Genomic DNA, 13,025 nt, shown 5'->3' on the forward strand with positions numbered 1-13,025 from the left:
GGTGGTCACGTACGCCCCGAGTGCACACGGCAACGGCCGGCCGCCCGAAGGCGACCGGCCGTGACCTATCGAGACGAGGTCAGTTGAACTCGAGCGGATGCGTGCCGACGCGGCCCGAGCCGTCACCCGTGTCGAGGGCGTCGATCGCGGCGACCTCGTCGGCGGTCAGCTCGAAACCGAACACCTCGAAGTTCTCGACCATGCGCTCCTTGCGGGTCGACTTCGGGAAGACCACGAAGCCGCGCTGCAGGTGCCAGCGGATGACCGCCTGCGCCGGGCTCACACCGTGCGCCTCGGCCGCCGCGACGACGGCCGGGTTCTCGAACAGCGGGTACTTGCCCTGGCCGAGCGGACCCCACGACTCGATGATCGTGCCGTGGTCGGCCGCCCACGCGAGCACGTCGCGCTGCTGGTAGGCCGGGTGAAGCTCGATCTGGTCGACCGCCGGCACCACGCCGGTCGCGGCGACGAGGCGATCGAGGTGCTCGGGCAGGTGGTTCGAGACGCCGATCGAGCGAGACAGCCCCGCATCGCGGATCGCGATGAGCTTCTCCCACGCGTTCACGTAGGTGTTCTTCTCGGGCGTCGGCCAGTGCGTGAGATACAGGTCGACGTGGTCGAGCTGCAGCTTGTCGAGGCTCTCGCGGATTGCGGCGAGCGGCTCGTCACCGGCCTGCCGGTCGTTCCAGAGCTTCGTGGTGATGAAGAGCTCGTCACGGGGGATGCCGCTTGCCGCGATCGCGGCGCCGACGCCCTGCTCGTTCTTGTAGATCGCGGCGGTGTCGATGTGGCGGTAGCCCACCTCGAGGGCCTCGCTCACCGCCTTCTCGGCCTCGGCCGGCGGCACGAGGAACACGCCGAAGCCGAGCTGGGGGATGTCATAACCGGAGTTGAGGGTCACAGAGGGAACGGTCATCCCTCCAGCCTAGGAGCCCGGCGCGACATCGAGGCCGAGGGGGCGGATGCCGCGGCATCCGCCCCCTCGCAGGTCACAGGCGCTGGCCGCCCGACGCCTCGATACGCTGACCCGTGACCCACGCCAGGCGCGGGTCGAGCACGGTCGCGATCGCCCGGCCGACGTCGTCGGGCTCGCCGATGCGGCCGAGCGCCACCGTCGGCAGGATCATGCCGCGGTAGCCCTCGTCGTCACGGATGCCGCCGCCCGCGAAGTCGGTCGCGGTCGCCCCCGGCGCCACCGTGTTGACGGTGATGCCGCGCCGGCCGAGGTCCTTCGCGAGATACAGCGTCCACGTCTCGATGGCGGTCTTCATCGCGGCGTACACCGAATACGCCGAGTTGGCGGGATTGCGGGTGAGGCCGCTGGAGATGTTGACGATGCGGCCGCCGTCGGTGAGCAGAGGCTCGAGCTGCTGCGTGAGCAGCACGACCCCGGTGAAATGCACGGCGACCAGCGCGTCGATCGTCTCGTGCTCGATGCCGCCGAACGGTGTGCTGCCGGCGAACCCGGCGTTGTTCACCAGCCCGTCGAACGTCTCGCGTCCCCAGGTCGCCGAGAGCGTGGCGCGCAGGGTGTCGGCGAACGCGGCGAACGTCTCGGGCGCGGTCGTGTCGAGCTCCAGCGCCACCGCGCGCCGCCCGAGCGCCGCGATGTCGGACACGACGGATGCCGCGTCGCCGGCGCCCGATCGATAGGTGACGACGACGTCGTCGCCGGCGGCCGCGACGGCGAGGGCGGTGGCGCGGCCCAGGCCACGGTAACCGCCGGTGATGAGGATGATTCGTGAATCGGTCATGTCTCGATCGTCGGGCGGGGCGCGGCATCCGGGAAGGACTCGTCGATCGGGGGATCGGCGATCCCTTGCTCGCGCGCCGGGTCGCGGCGACCATGGGGGAGTGGACCGTGAACAGCTGGGCGACTTCCTGCGCCGCCGACGCGAGGCGCTGCAACCCGAGGACGTCGGGCTCGCACGCAGCCCGCGCCGCCGCACGCCGGGGCTGCGTCGTGAAGAGGTAGCCCAGCTCGCGACGATGTCGACCGACTATCTGAACCGGCTCGAGCAGGGCCGCAGCCCCCAGCCGTCGGAGCAGATGCTCACCGCCCTCGCCCGCGCCCTGCGGCTGAGCGACGACGAGCGCGGCCACCTGTTCCGCCTCGCCGGGCACCCCGCGCCCGAGCGCACCGGCGGCAGCTCGCACGTCGCGCCGGCGATGCTGCGCATCCTCGACCGGCTGCGCGACACCCCCGCGCAGGTCGTGAGCGAGTTCGGTGAGACCCTCGTGCAGACCGCGCCCGCAAAGGCGCTGCTCGGCGACGCGACGGCCCTCACCGGCCTCGCGCGGGTCACCGTCTACCGGTGGTTCGCGCAGCCCGCCTCGCGCGACGTCTACGCCCGCGACGACCACGACGAGCGCGCCCGCGCCTTCGTGGCCGAGCTGCGCAGTGCCTACGTGCGCTACGGCGACGACTCGCTCGCCGGTCGGGTCGTGCGTGCGCTCGACGACGAGAGCCCGGAGTTCCGGGCGCTGTGGGCCGAGCACGAGGTGCGCGAGAAGCATCCCGCCACGAAGCGCTTCGTGCACCCCGAGATCGGCACCTTCACACTCGACTGCCAGACGCTGCTCGACACCGACACCGGACAGCGACTGCTCGTGTTCACGGCGACCCCGGGCACCCCCGACGCCGAGAAGCTGGCGCTGCTCACCGTCATCGGCACGCAGTCGTTCGTCGAGACCCGGTGACTCCGAGTCGCTAGCCGCGTCGGCTCGTCCGCGCGTGCGGCACGAACCGGGGCACGTAGCGGATGAACGCGAGCGCGCCGGCGAGACCGATGAGGCCGACGGCGCCGGTCGCGATCGCGAGGCTGCCGGCCGCGGCGATGATGCTCACGAGCACGGGAGCGGTCGCCCCGCCCGCATCGCTCAGCGTGCGCCACGACCCGAGGAACGGCGCGGGATCCGCGCGCGGTGCGACATCGGCCCCGAGGGTCAGCAGGATGCCGCTCGAGAGCCCGTTGCCGAGCCCCAGCACGATGCCGACGGCGAGGTACCAGCCGAGGCGTCCCGACACGTCGTGGGTGAAGGCGAGCACCAGGAATCCGCCCGCCATGAGCAGCATGGCCGGCAGGGCTGCCCACAACCGCCCGAAGCGGTCCATCACCTGCCCGCTCGCGTAGAACAGGGCGAAGTCGATCGCGCCCGACACGCCCACGACGAGCGCGATGGTGCTGGCGTCCAGCCCGATCGACACGCCCCACAGCGGCAGCACCACCTGGCGGGCGGCGCGCACCGCCGACAGGGATGCCGCGGCCACCCCGAGGCGCGACAGCATGCCGCGGTGGCGCCACATCGTGCGGAACACGCCCTCCCGCTCGAGCGCGACGACCGGCTCCCCTCCCGACGGGGCGACGCGCTCGGGGTCGGGACCGAACAGCACGAGAACGACGAGCACCGCGAGGCATCCGGCGAAGAACCAGAGCGCCGCATGCTCGGTGCCGAAGACCGCGAGGAGCCCGGCGGCGATGAACGGACCGACGAAGATGCCGAGCCGGAAGGAGCCGCCGAGCAGCGACAGCGCCCGCGCACGGAAGTGCAGCGGCACCCGCGTCGTCATGAACGAATGGCGGGCGAGCCCGAACGCAGCCGCGCAGAAGCCGATCACGAACACCGCCGCCGCGAACACCGGCAGGCTCGGCGCGAACACGGTGCCCAGCACGCCCAGCATCGCGACGCCGCCGGCGATCGCCATCGTCACGCGCTCACCGGCGCGGGCGACGAGCCAGCCGGCGGGGAGATTGCCGACGAGCTGCCCCACCACCAGCGCGCTCGCGATGAAACCGGCACCCGCGACATCCGCCCCGAGCTTCGTCGCGATGACCGGCACGAGGGGGATGACCGCGCCCTCGCCGAGGGAGAAGAGGATGGTCGGCCCGTAGATCATGGGTGCGAGTCGGCCCAGCACCAGGCCCGCACGATCATCCATCGCTTCCACGTTAGTCTGGACTGTCATGCTCGAGCTCGATCTGTCCGCCGATATCCAGGCCATCCGCTCCACGTTCGCCGACATCACCGCCGTCGTCGACGTCGATGCGCTGCGCGCCGACATCTCTCGCCTGAGCGAGGAGGCCGGTGCACCCGACCTCTGGGACGACCCCGAGAAGGCGCAGAAGGTGACGAGCGCGCTCAGCCACCGTCAGGCCGACCTCGCCCGCATCGACGCGGTCGCCCGCCGCCTCGACGACCTCGAGGTGCTCGTCGAGCTCGCCAACGAGCTCGAGGACCAGGACTCGGCCGACGAGGCCCGCCGCGAGCTGAAGGACCTCGGCGAGGTCATCAGCCAGCTGGAGGTGCAGACCCTCCTCGACGGTGAGTACGACTCACGGTCGGCGGTCGTCACCATCCGCTCCGGCGCCGGCGGCGACGACGCCACCGACTTCGCCGAGATGCTCATGCGCATGTACCTGCGCTGGGCCGAGCGCCACAAGTACCCCGTCAAGGTGATGGACACCTCCTACGCCGAGGGAGCCGGCATCAAGTCGGCCACCTTTGAGGTCGACGCGCCCTACGCCTACGGCACCCTCTCGGTCGAGGCCGGCACCCACCGTCTCGCGCGCATCAGCCCGTTCGGCGGCGCCGACAAGCGACAGACCAGCTTCGCCGCCGTCGAGGTCATCCCCGTCATGGAGGAGGCCGTCGAGGTCGACGTCCCCGAGGGCGACATCCGCGTCGACGTGTTCCGCTCCTCGGGCCCCGGCGGGCAGTCGGTCAACACCACCGACTCCGCCGTGCGCATCACCCACCTCCCGACCGGCATCGTCGTCTCGATGCAGAACGAGAAGTCGCAGATCCAGAACCGCGCTGCGGCCATGCGCGTGCTGCAGACCCGACTGCTGCTGCTCAAGCGCGAGGAGGAGGCGGCGAAGAAGAAGGAGCTCGCCGGCACCATCACGGCGAGCTGGGGCGACCAGATGCGCTCCTACTTCCTCTACGGTCAGCAGCTCGTGAAGGACCTCCGCACCGGCCACGAGGTCGGCAACCCCGCCGTGGTCTTCGACGGCGACCTCGACGGCTTCATCGCCGCCGGAATCCGTTGGCGCAAGCGCAAGGACGACGACGACTGACATCCGGTGAACGGATGTCGCGCCCCCGGGTGTCGCACCCGGATGCCGCGAGAGCCGCGCTTAGGCTGACACAGCCATGATCCGGTTCGAGAACGTCACCAAGCGGTATCGCGGCACCTCCAAGCCCGCCCTCAACGGCGTCGACTTCGAGGTGCAACGCGGCGAGTTCGTCTTCCTCGTGGGGGCGTCGGGATCGGGGAAGTCCTCGTGCCTGCGTCTGATCCTCCGCGAGGACATCCCCAGTCAGGGCCGTGTGGTCGTGCTCGGCAGGGATCTGCGACGGGTGGCGAGCCGCAAGGTCCCCTACTTCCGCCGCAACATCGGCTCGGTGTTCCAGGACTTCCGGCTGCTGCCGACCAAGACCGTCTTCCAGAACGTCGCGTTCAGCCTGCAGGTGATCGGATCCTCACGCGGATTCATCCACCAGGCGGTGCCCGAGGCGCTCGCGCTCGTGGGCCTCGCCGGCAAGGAGAAGCGCCTTCCGCACGAGCTGTCCGGTGGTGAGCAGCAGCGCGTCGCGATCGCCCGCGCCCTCGTGAACCGTCCCCAGGTGCTGCTGGCCGACGAGCCGACCGGAAACCTTGACCCCGCGACATCCGTCGACATCATGCAGCTGCTCGCCCGCATCAACGCGAGCGGAACCACTGTGCTCATGGCGACGCACGAGGCCGCGTTCGTCGACCAGATGCAGCGCCGAGTGATCGAGCTGCGCGGCGGCGAGATGGTGCGCGACGAGCGTCACGGCGGCTATGGCGACACCTCGTCGATCCCGCGACTGCAGCCGCAGCAGGAGCGCGGCGCGGCCGCCGTCGCTGCGTTGACCGAGGTCATCGAGCTGCAGAAGGAGATCGCCGCGGACTCCCAGGCGCCGGTTCCGCCGGTCGCCGCGCAGCCCGCGGTGGCGCCGCAGCCGGCGGCGCCCGCCGCGGCGCCGGTCACCCCGCCGCAGGCGCCCGCTCCGCAGGCCGCGCCGACCGCCGCGTCGGCACCGGCGGCACCCCGCCCCACGGAGGCGGATGATCTTTCGCTCGACGCGCTGGGCGTCGCCGACCGTCTCGGGCTCGAGGGCCCGGGCGAGGAAGTGGGACCCACGCGATGAGGCTCGGACTCGTTCTCGGCGAGGCGTTCGGCGGGCTGCGCCGCAACGCCTCGATGGTGATCTCGGTCATCCTCGTGACCTTCGTGTCGCTGACCTTTGTCGGCGCCGCCATGCTCATGCAGTCGCAGATCGGCAAGCTGCGCTCGTTCTGGGTCGACCGCGCACAGGTCGCCGTCTACATGTGTTCGACAGTGTCCCAGGCGAAGAACTGCGCCCCCGGCACCGCGGCCACCGACGACCAGATCGCCGCCGTGAAGGCGACGCTCGACGGATCGACGCTCGCGCCGCTCATCAAGAACTACACGTTCCAGACGAGTCAGGAGGCCTACCAGAGCGCCATCCAGCAGCTCGGATCGCAGTACGCGTCGGTAATCAGCCCCGACCAGATCAATGCGACGTTCTGGATCAACCTCAAGGACCAGTCGCAGTCCGACGTGCTCGCCGAGCAGTTCTCCTCGACCGCGGGCGTCGAAGAGGTCGCCGATCAGATGCAGTACCTTCAGCCGCTGTTCTCGGCGCTGACGGTCGCGACCTACATCGCCGTCGGCATCGCCGTGCTCATGCTCATCGCCGCGGTGCTGCTGATCTCCACGACGATCCGATTGTCGGCGTTCGCCAGACGTCGGGAGATCGGCATCATGCGTCTCGTGGGAGCGTCGAACCGGTTCATCCAGACCCCCTTCGTGCTCGAGGGCGTGATCTCGGCGGTCATCGGGTCGGCGCTCGCGAGCGTCACGGTGTGGGCGGGCGTGCAGTTCGGCGTCGGCAGCTACCTGCAGCCGAGGGTGACGTTCATCACCTCCTGGGTCACGACGGACGACCTCTGGTACGTCATCCCGGCGATGATCGTGATCGGCGTGGTGCTCGCCGCTCTGTCGGCGGGATTCGCGATCCGGCGGTGGCTTCGCGCCTGATCCCGGCTCCGATAGACTGGGGGGCTCGCGTCGATCGGCGCGAGTATCCCGGAGGAGCAGGTCATGGTCAAGGAACGCGGGGAGAAGGTCGTCGCGACCAATCGTCGCGCGCGCCACGAGTACTCGATCGAGAAGACGTACGAGGCGGGCCTGGTGCTCACCGGCACCGAGGTGAAGTCGCTGCGCCAGGGGCGCGCGAACCTCTCCGACGGGTACGCGTTCATCGAGCGCGGTGAGGCGTTCCTCGACGCGGTGACGATTCCCGAGTACTCACAGGGCACCTGGAACAACCACTCCGCGAAGCGCCTGCGCAAGCTGCTGCTGCACAAGGACGAGATCGTGAAGCTCAGCCATGCGATCTCCGCCGGCGGCTACACGCTTGTGCCGCTCAAGCTCTACTTCTCTGACGGCCGCGCCAAGGTCGAGATCGCGGTCGCGAAGGGCAAGGCCGAGTACGACAAGCGCCAGACGCTGCGCGAGCGCCAGGACCGCCGTGAGGCCGAGCGCGCGATGCGCACCCGCAACCGCCTCGGCGACTGATCCTCAGACCTGGGCGGATGCCTCGGCCACTTCGGCCGCGGCATCCGTGAACGCCTGCTTCGGCACGAACACCAGCAGCACGGCGGCGACGAGCGCGGTGACGCCGCAGACGATCCACACGGTGAGGTATCCCGAGAAGGATGCCGCGGTCTGCCCGCCGCCCTCGGCGCCGAGGCTGCCCTGGAACAGTGCGATGCCGAACGCGCATGACGCGATGGCGCCACCGACGGTCTTCACGGAGTTGGTGAGACCCGTCGCGACGCCGGTCTGGGTGGCCGGCGCAGCGGATGCCGCGGCGGCGGGGAGGGCGGCGACGAGCGCGCCCGATCCGAGTCCCACGACGACCATGTTCATGACGACGCTCGCGTAGGCCGAGTGGAAGGGCACGAACAGCAGGAAGCCGACACCCACCAGCACTGCGGCGCCGATCAGCGTCACCCGCGGGGTGACGAGGCGTGAGATCGCAGGGAAGAGGAGCGCGCCGATGATCATGGCGATCAGGTAGATGCCGATGATGAGGCTCGTCTGGAAGCCGGTCGTGCCGAGGCCGAACCCTGCGGCGGCCGGATCGGTGCGCGCGAAGGTCGACAGCGGTGCCTGTGACCCGAGCACGCTCACGCCGAACAGGCCCGCCGTCAGGAACACGGGACCGAGCGCGGGGGAGCGGAACATGCGCACGTCGATGAGCGGGTCGTGATGGCGCAGTTCCCACAGGGCGAACGGCACGACCAGCGCCACGCCGACGAGCGTGACCCCCCACGAGAACAGATCTGTCGGGCCGTTGATGCGCAGCAGGCTCAGCCCGCCCGTGAAGGAGAGCAACGCCAGAGAGATCAGCACGAGTCCGACGGTGTCGAGGCGGCCGCCGGTGGTCTCGGGCGATTCGCGCACACCGAACAGGACGACGAAGAAGCAGGCGACCACCGCGACGGCGGGGATCGCGAGCACCAGCTGCAGGGGCAGCGCGTCCACGAGCGCACCGCCGATGAGTGCGCCGGAGATCGCGCCGATCTCGAGCGCCGCGACGAGCAGGCCGGCCGCACGTGCGGTGAGCACAGCGCGCCCCTCGCGGCCGCGCGTGCGCGACCAGATGAGGGCGATCTCCAGCGGCAGCCAGACCACGTAGAAGCCCTGCAGCGTCCACGCCGCAAGGAAGACCGGGAACGAGTCGGTGAACGGCAGCGCCGCCGACGCGGCTGCGGTCAGTGCGGTCGAGATGAGCAGCATCCGCTTGTGTCCGACCATGTCGCCGAGCTTGGCGAAGGCGGGCACGACCAGCGCCGAGAGCATCAGCTGGGTTCCCTCGAGCCAGTTCACGTCGGCATCGGGAATGGACAGATGCCGGGCGATGTCGGTGAGCATCGGGGTGTAGTAGCCCTGCAGCACGCCGCTCGTGAACTCGACGAAGGCCAGGAATCCGACGACGCCCGCCAGGGCGCCCAAGCTCACGCGCGCAGACATCGCGCTCCTTCCACTGGTCCGGGTGGGTTCACTGTATCGGCGGGTGCGCCGCGCCGTGGGCGTCACACGCGCGCCGCGGTGACGGCGGGGAATGGCAGGGGCGCGGCATCCGTTGTATTCTGAAACGCTCGGATGCCTCGCGCTTCCGATCGCCCGCAAGGGCATGGCAACTCCACAGTGCGACAGCGGCCCCTCACCGAGGGAACATGGGGATGATCGGTTTCGACATCGCCTGCGAATCTGCGAGAAGCGGGCCGAGGATGCAGGGTTATCTCGTGAACGCCCCCTGCGAACCAATAACTGCCAACAAGTCGCAGTCCGACTTCGCCCTCGCTGCCTGAGCAGCGAGCCCGAGTCCGTCAGTCCGTATGTGATTCCGATACGGGTCCTGGCGTCATCTAGGAATCTTGCTTCGTAACCTCGCCTGAGGGTTGCGAGGGACTCTTTCAGGATGAGTCCGTCGACGCAGGTGTCTGTGACAAGCGTCGGGACTGAGAACACGTCTGCACAGACTGTGCCCGGAGAAGGCGCAGAGACCCAGCGATGGACGGGGGTTCGATTCCCCCCATCTCCACCATCGCCGCTGTCGCACTGGGAGTGGCCGCCACTCAGAGGTCTATGATCGCCGCGTGCAGCTGGTAGTCGCGTGCCCGCACCATGTGGTCGGCCATGAGCCGTTGCGCGGCCTGTGCGTCGCCCTGCAGCACCGCGTCGAGGATCGCCAGATGCTCGGCCTGGGATTGTTGTGTGCCGGCGATCGACCGCGGCCACGGACGCTCGTGCAGCAGGATCATGATCTCGGCGCGCTCGACGAAGTCGACGAGCGCGGGATTGTGCGACGCCTCGATGAGTGTGCGGTGCCACGCGCGGTGGTGCTCGGCCGCTTCCTCGTCGGTCGCCTGGTCCGCGCGGCGCAGCAGCTCGACCATGCGCCCGCGTTCCAGAGGCGTGGCGCGATCGGCGGCGAGAGCGGCTGCCGACGACTCGAGCGCGATGCGGATGTCGAAGTAGTCGAGCACCTCCTGCGTCGACCGCGTGCGCACACGGTAGCCGCGCGCCTCGCGCACGAGGATGCCGTCGCGCTCGAGCATCGCCAGCGCCTCGCGGATCGGCGTGCGCGAGGTGCCGAGCTCATCGGTGAGCGCGCTTTCGTAGAGCCGGGTGTCGGCGCCGATCTCCCCGCTCAGGATGAGGGCGCGCAGTGTCGCGTGGTGATCGACCGCGGCGGTCGACCTCCGGGTCTTGGTCGTCACGTGGTGCCCCCTGCTGCCGTGCGGCGTGTGTGCGGATCGTATCAGCGCCCTCGTCGGCGCCGACAAGTGGTCAGAGCGCGATGCGCCAGTGCGGGTGATCGGCCTTCAGGGCCGGCTCGCCGTCGCCGAACAGGGCCTCGCGAAGGGTGCGCGCGCCGTGCTCCCGCTCGGGCAGAACGCCGCGGCGGCGCAACTCCGGCACGACGTATCGGATGATGTCGTCGAATGTGCCGGGACGCACCGCGTAGGCGAGGTTGAAGCCGTCGAGGTCCGCGACCTCCGCCCAGCGCTCGAGCTCGTCGGCGACCGTCGCCCCCGAGCCGACGATGGTCGGTCCCATCCCACCCACGGCCATGTACTCCGCGACCTCACGCAAGGTCCAGGTGCGGTCCGGGTCGGCCGATGCGAAGAACTTCGCCGAGAACTGCGCGCCGTTGGAGGCGATGTCGGTGAGCGGGATGTCGGGGTCGAGGTCCGCGACATCCACTCCGACCGGCCCCGCGAACTGCACCATCGCGCCGCCGTAGTCGGCGTAGCGCTGCAGGTCGGCGAACTTGGCCCGGGCGATCTCGTCGGTCTCGCCGGTCACGATCGTCGCAACCGCGAGCACCCGCACCGATTCGCGTGCGCGCCCGGCCGCCTCGGCGGCGGCGCGCACGTTCGCAACGATCGGGGCCAGCACCTCGGGGCGGGTGCCGTGCACGAAGACGCCCTCGGCGTGCTCCGCCGCGAACCGCTGCCCGCGCGACGACGATCCCGCCTGGAAGAGCACCGGGGTGCGCTGCGGCGACGGCTCCGCGAGGAACTCGTCGGGCACCGAGAAGTAGCGGCCCTCGTGACCGATCGGCCGTACGAGCTCGGGGTCGACGTAGACGCCGCGCTCCTTGTCGACGACGGCCGCGTCGGCATCCCACGACAGCTCCCACAGCTTGTGCGTCACTTCCAGGAACTCGTCGCCGAGGTCGTAGCGCTCGTCGTGCGCCAGCTGTTCGCCGCGCCCGAGATTGCGCGCCGCGCTGTCGAGGTACGACGTCACGATGTTCCAGCCGACCCGCCCGCCGCTGAGGTGGTCGAGGCTCGCGAGGCTGCGCGCGAACGTGTAGGGGTGCGTGTAGCTCACCGAGGATGTCACCGCGAAACCGAGGCGCTCCGTCACCGCCGCCATCGCCGACACGAGCGTCAGCGGGTCGCCGATCGGCACCTGGCTGGCCGTGCGGAGGGCTTCGTCGGGGCCGCCCTTGTAGACGTCGAGCACGCCGAGCACATCGGCGAGGAAGATCGCGTCGAAGCCCGCTGCCTCGAGATCTCGGGCCAATCGGGTCCAGTACGTCAGTGAGCGGTACGCCCGCGAGTCGTCCTGCGGGTGCTGCCACAGGCCAGAGGCGATGTTGCCGGGCGAGAAGTTCTCGAACGCGTTGAGGTGCAGTCGGCGAGGCATGCGTCTCCTTGTCAGACGGCCGCAGGAAGCGCGGCGAGCTCGGTGGCGGCCGCGGCGAGGTCCACGCGGACCCCTTCTGCGGTCACGGCGAGGGCGAGGGAGGTCAGATCGGCGGCGATCGTGGCGAAGCCGGCGCGAGGACCGGTGTGGTTCAGACGCAGGTGGCCGGCGGGCACGTCGCCTACCCCCGCGGTGATGCCGGAGCCGCGGGCGGACGTCGCGCGCAGCACGCGGGAGCGGTCGGTGCCGTCGGGGAGCAGGATGCCGGTCATGAGGCCGGAAGCCTCCTCGACGCCGCGGGCCCACGGCTGCAGTCCGAGCGCGGTGACGGCGCGGAACGTGGCCTCGGCCGCCGCGCGGTGCCGCGCCACGAGTGAGGCGTGGCCCTCCAGCTCGACGCGGGTGATCGCGGCATCCAGCGCCCACAGCTCGAGCGAGGGGGCGGTGCCGGGGATGCGGGTGCGGTCGGTGGTGAGCCAGTCCCGCTGCAGGTCGAGCAGCGAGACGGCCGAGAGGGCCGCGGTGGGAGTGGTGCGTCGAAGTGCGTTCCAACCCGCGGGGCTCACGGTGATCGTCGAGATCGCCGAGGGGCCGGACCATCCCTTCTGCGGGCCTGCGACCAGGATGTCGATGCCGTCGGACGTCACGTCGACCGGCTCGGCGCCGACCGAGGCGACGGCGTCGACGACGGTGAGGGCGCCGGCTGCGCGGGCGAGGGACAGCAGCGTGGAGAGCGGGTTGACGATGGCGGTCGCGCCCTCTCCGTGCACGAGGCTGACGACAGTGAACGCCTCCTGCGCGAGGGCCGCGGCGACGCGTTCCGTCTCGATCGCGCCGCCCGCCACGAGTGGGGCGAGTGTCGTCACCTCGGCGCCGCTCTGCGCCAGCCACTCGCCGAAGAGGCCGCCGTAGTGGCTCGTCACGATGTTCAGGACGCGCTGCCCGGCGTGTCCGACCTCGCGGGCGACGGCTTCGAGCGCGACGATGGCCTCGCCCGGAACGATGACGGTGTCGTGCACGTCTGACGCGCCCACCAGTGCACCGATGCGGTCGCTGAGCAGTGCGTAGCGTGCGGCGGGGAACGCGGGAACGTCCCAGAGCGGATGCCACGGCGCGGCCAGTGCTGTTGTCATTCGTGCGTCCTTCCGCGGCGTCGCCTCGGTGATCGGGCGTCCCGTGACGAAGTGTTTCTCGTCGTCAACAATGTATACACGCGTGCGCATTACGCTTCCCCAGGGTTAC

At 70.3% G+C, this 13,025-nt stretch carries 12 protein-coding genes and 1 other RNA gene; 6 read left to right on the top strand and 7 right to left on the bottom strand.

Annotated elements, in window-relative coordinates; translation table 11 throughout:
• Positions 1–79: 79 nt before the first annotated feature.
• Together BGO15_RS06720 and BGO15_RS06725 are read right to left on the bottom strand one after the other, a co-directional pair.
• A complete protein-coding gene (locus BGO15_RS06720) occupies positions 80–916 on the bottom strand; it encodes an aldo/keto reductase (protein WP_056207057.1) in 837 nt (278 codons plus the stop codon).
• Between the two features lie 73 nt (positions 917–989).
• A complete protein-coding gene (locus tag BGO15_RS06725) occupies positions 990–1,754 on the bottom strand; it encodes an SDR family NAD(P)-dependent oxidoreductase (RefSeq protein WP_056207055.1) in 765 nt (254 codons plus the stop codon).
• Between the two features lie 100 nt (positions 1,755–1,854).
• Here BGO15_RS06725 and BGO15_RS06730 point away from each other — a divergent pair, with 100 nt between their 5' ends.
• Positions 1,855–2,700, top strand: coding sequence for a helix-turn-helix transcriptional regulator (locus BGO15_RS06730; protein ID WP_056519912.1), 846 nt, complete (start codon positions 1,855–1,857; stop codon positions 2,698–2,700).
• 10 nt (positions 2,701–2,710) lie between these two features.
• Here BGO15_RS06730 and BGO15_RS06735 read toward each other — a convergent pair whose 3' ends face one another.
• Positions 2,711–3,940 (bottom strand): MFS transporter, encoded by a 1,230-nt coding sequence (locus BGO15_RS06735; protein WP_056207053.1) that lies wholly within the window; start codon positions 3,938–3,940, stop codon positions 2,711–2,713.
• 25 nt (positions 3,941–3,965) lie between these two features.
• On the opposite strand from BGO15_RS06735, the gene prfB reads away from it, so the two are divergent.
• From prfB to smpB, 4 genes are all read left to right on the top strand, one after another.
• Entirely contained in the window at positions 3,966–5,078 is a 1,113-nt protein-coding gene (gene prfB, locus BGO15_RS06740; protein WP_045248525.1) for a peptide chain release factor 2, read from the top strand.
• Between the two features lie 76 nt (positions 5,079–5,154).
• The gene (ftsE, locus tag BGO15_RS06745) at positions 5,155–6,177 is read left to right on the top strand and encodes a cell division ATP-binding protein FtsE (protein WP_056207051.1); all 1,023 of its coding nucleotides are present in this window, start codon (positions 5,155–5,157) and stop codon (positions 6,175–6,177) included.
• Positions 6,174–7,091 (top strand): permease-like cell division protein FtsX, encoded by a 918-nt coding sequence (gene ftsX / locus BGO15_RS06750; RefSeq protein ID WP_045248523.1) that lies wholly within the window; start codon positions 6,174–6,176, stop codon positions 7,089–7,091. The genes ftsE and ftsX overlap by 4 nt, the downstream gene beginning before the upstream one ends.
• Positions 7,092–7,154: 63 nt before the next feature.
• Positions 7,155–7,631, top strand: coding sequence for an SsrA-binding protein SmpB (smpB, locus tag BGO15_RS06755; RefSeq protein WP_045248522.1), 477 nt, complete (start codon positions 7,155–7,157; stop codon positions 7,629–7,631).
• 3 nt (positions 7,632–7,634) lie between these two features.
• Here the strand turns inward: smpB and BGO15_RS06760 are convergent, their stop codons facing one another.
• Positions 7,635–9,092, bottom strand: coding sequence for an MFS transporter (locus BGO15_RS06760; protein WP_056519910.1), 1,458 nt, complete (start codon positions 9,090–9,092; stop codon positions 7,635–7,637).
• A gap of 208 nt (positions 9,093–9,300) precedes the next feature.
• On the opposite strand from BGO15_RS06760, the gene ssrA reads away from it, so the two are divergent.
• Positions 9,301–9,669: a transfer-messenger RNA gene (ssrA, locus tag BGO15_RS06765) on the top strand.
• 31 nt (positions 9,670–9,700) lie between these two features.
• On the opposite strand, the gene BGO15_RS06770 is transcribed toward ssrA, so the two are convergent.
• From BGO15_RS06770 to BGO15_RS06780, 3 genes are all read right to left on the bottom strand, one after another.
• The gene (locus tag BGO15_RS06770) at positions 9,701–10,345 is read right to left on the bottom strand and encodes a GntR family transcriptional regulator (protein ID WP_056207050.1); all 645 of its coding nucleotides are present in this window, start codon (positions 10,343–10,345) and stop codon (positions 9,701–9,703) included.
• A gap of 70 nt (positions 10,346–10,415) precedes the next feature.
• Positions 10,416–11,783, bottom strand: a complete 1,368-nt coding sequence (locus BGO15_RS06775) for an LLM class flavin-dependent oxidoreductase (protein ID WP_056207048.1) — start codon at positions 11,781–11,783, stop codon at positions 10,416–10,418.
• A gap of 11 nt (positions 11,784–11,794) precedes the next feature.
• Entirely contained in the window at positions 11,795–12,916 is a 1,122-nt protein-coding gene (locus BGO15_RS06780; RefSeq protein WP_056207046.1) for an aminotransferase class V-fold PLP-dependent enzyme, read from the bottom strand.
• Between the last annotated feature and the right edge of the window lie 109 nt (positions 12,917–13,025).

This window comes from Microbacterium sp. 71-23, from assembly GCF_001897265.1.
Taxonomy (GTDB): domain Bacteria; phylum Actinomycetota; class Actinomycetes; order Actinomycetales; family Microbacteriaceae; genus Microbacterium; species Microbacterium ginsengisoli.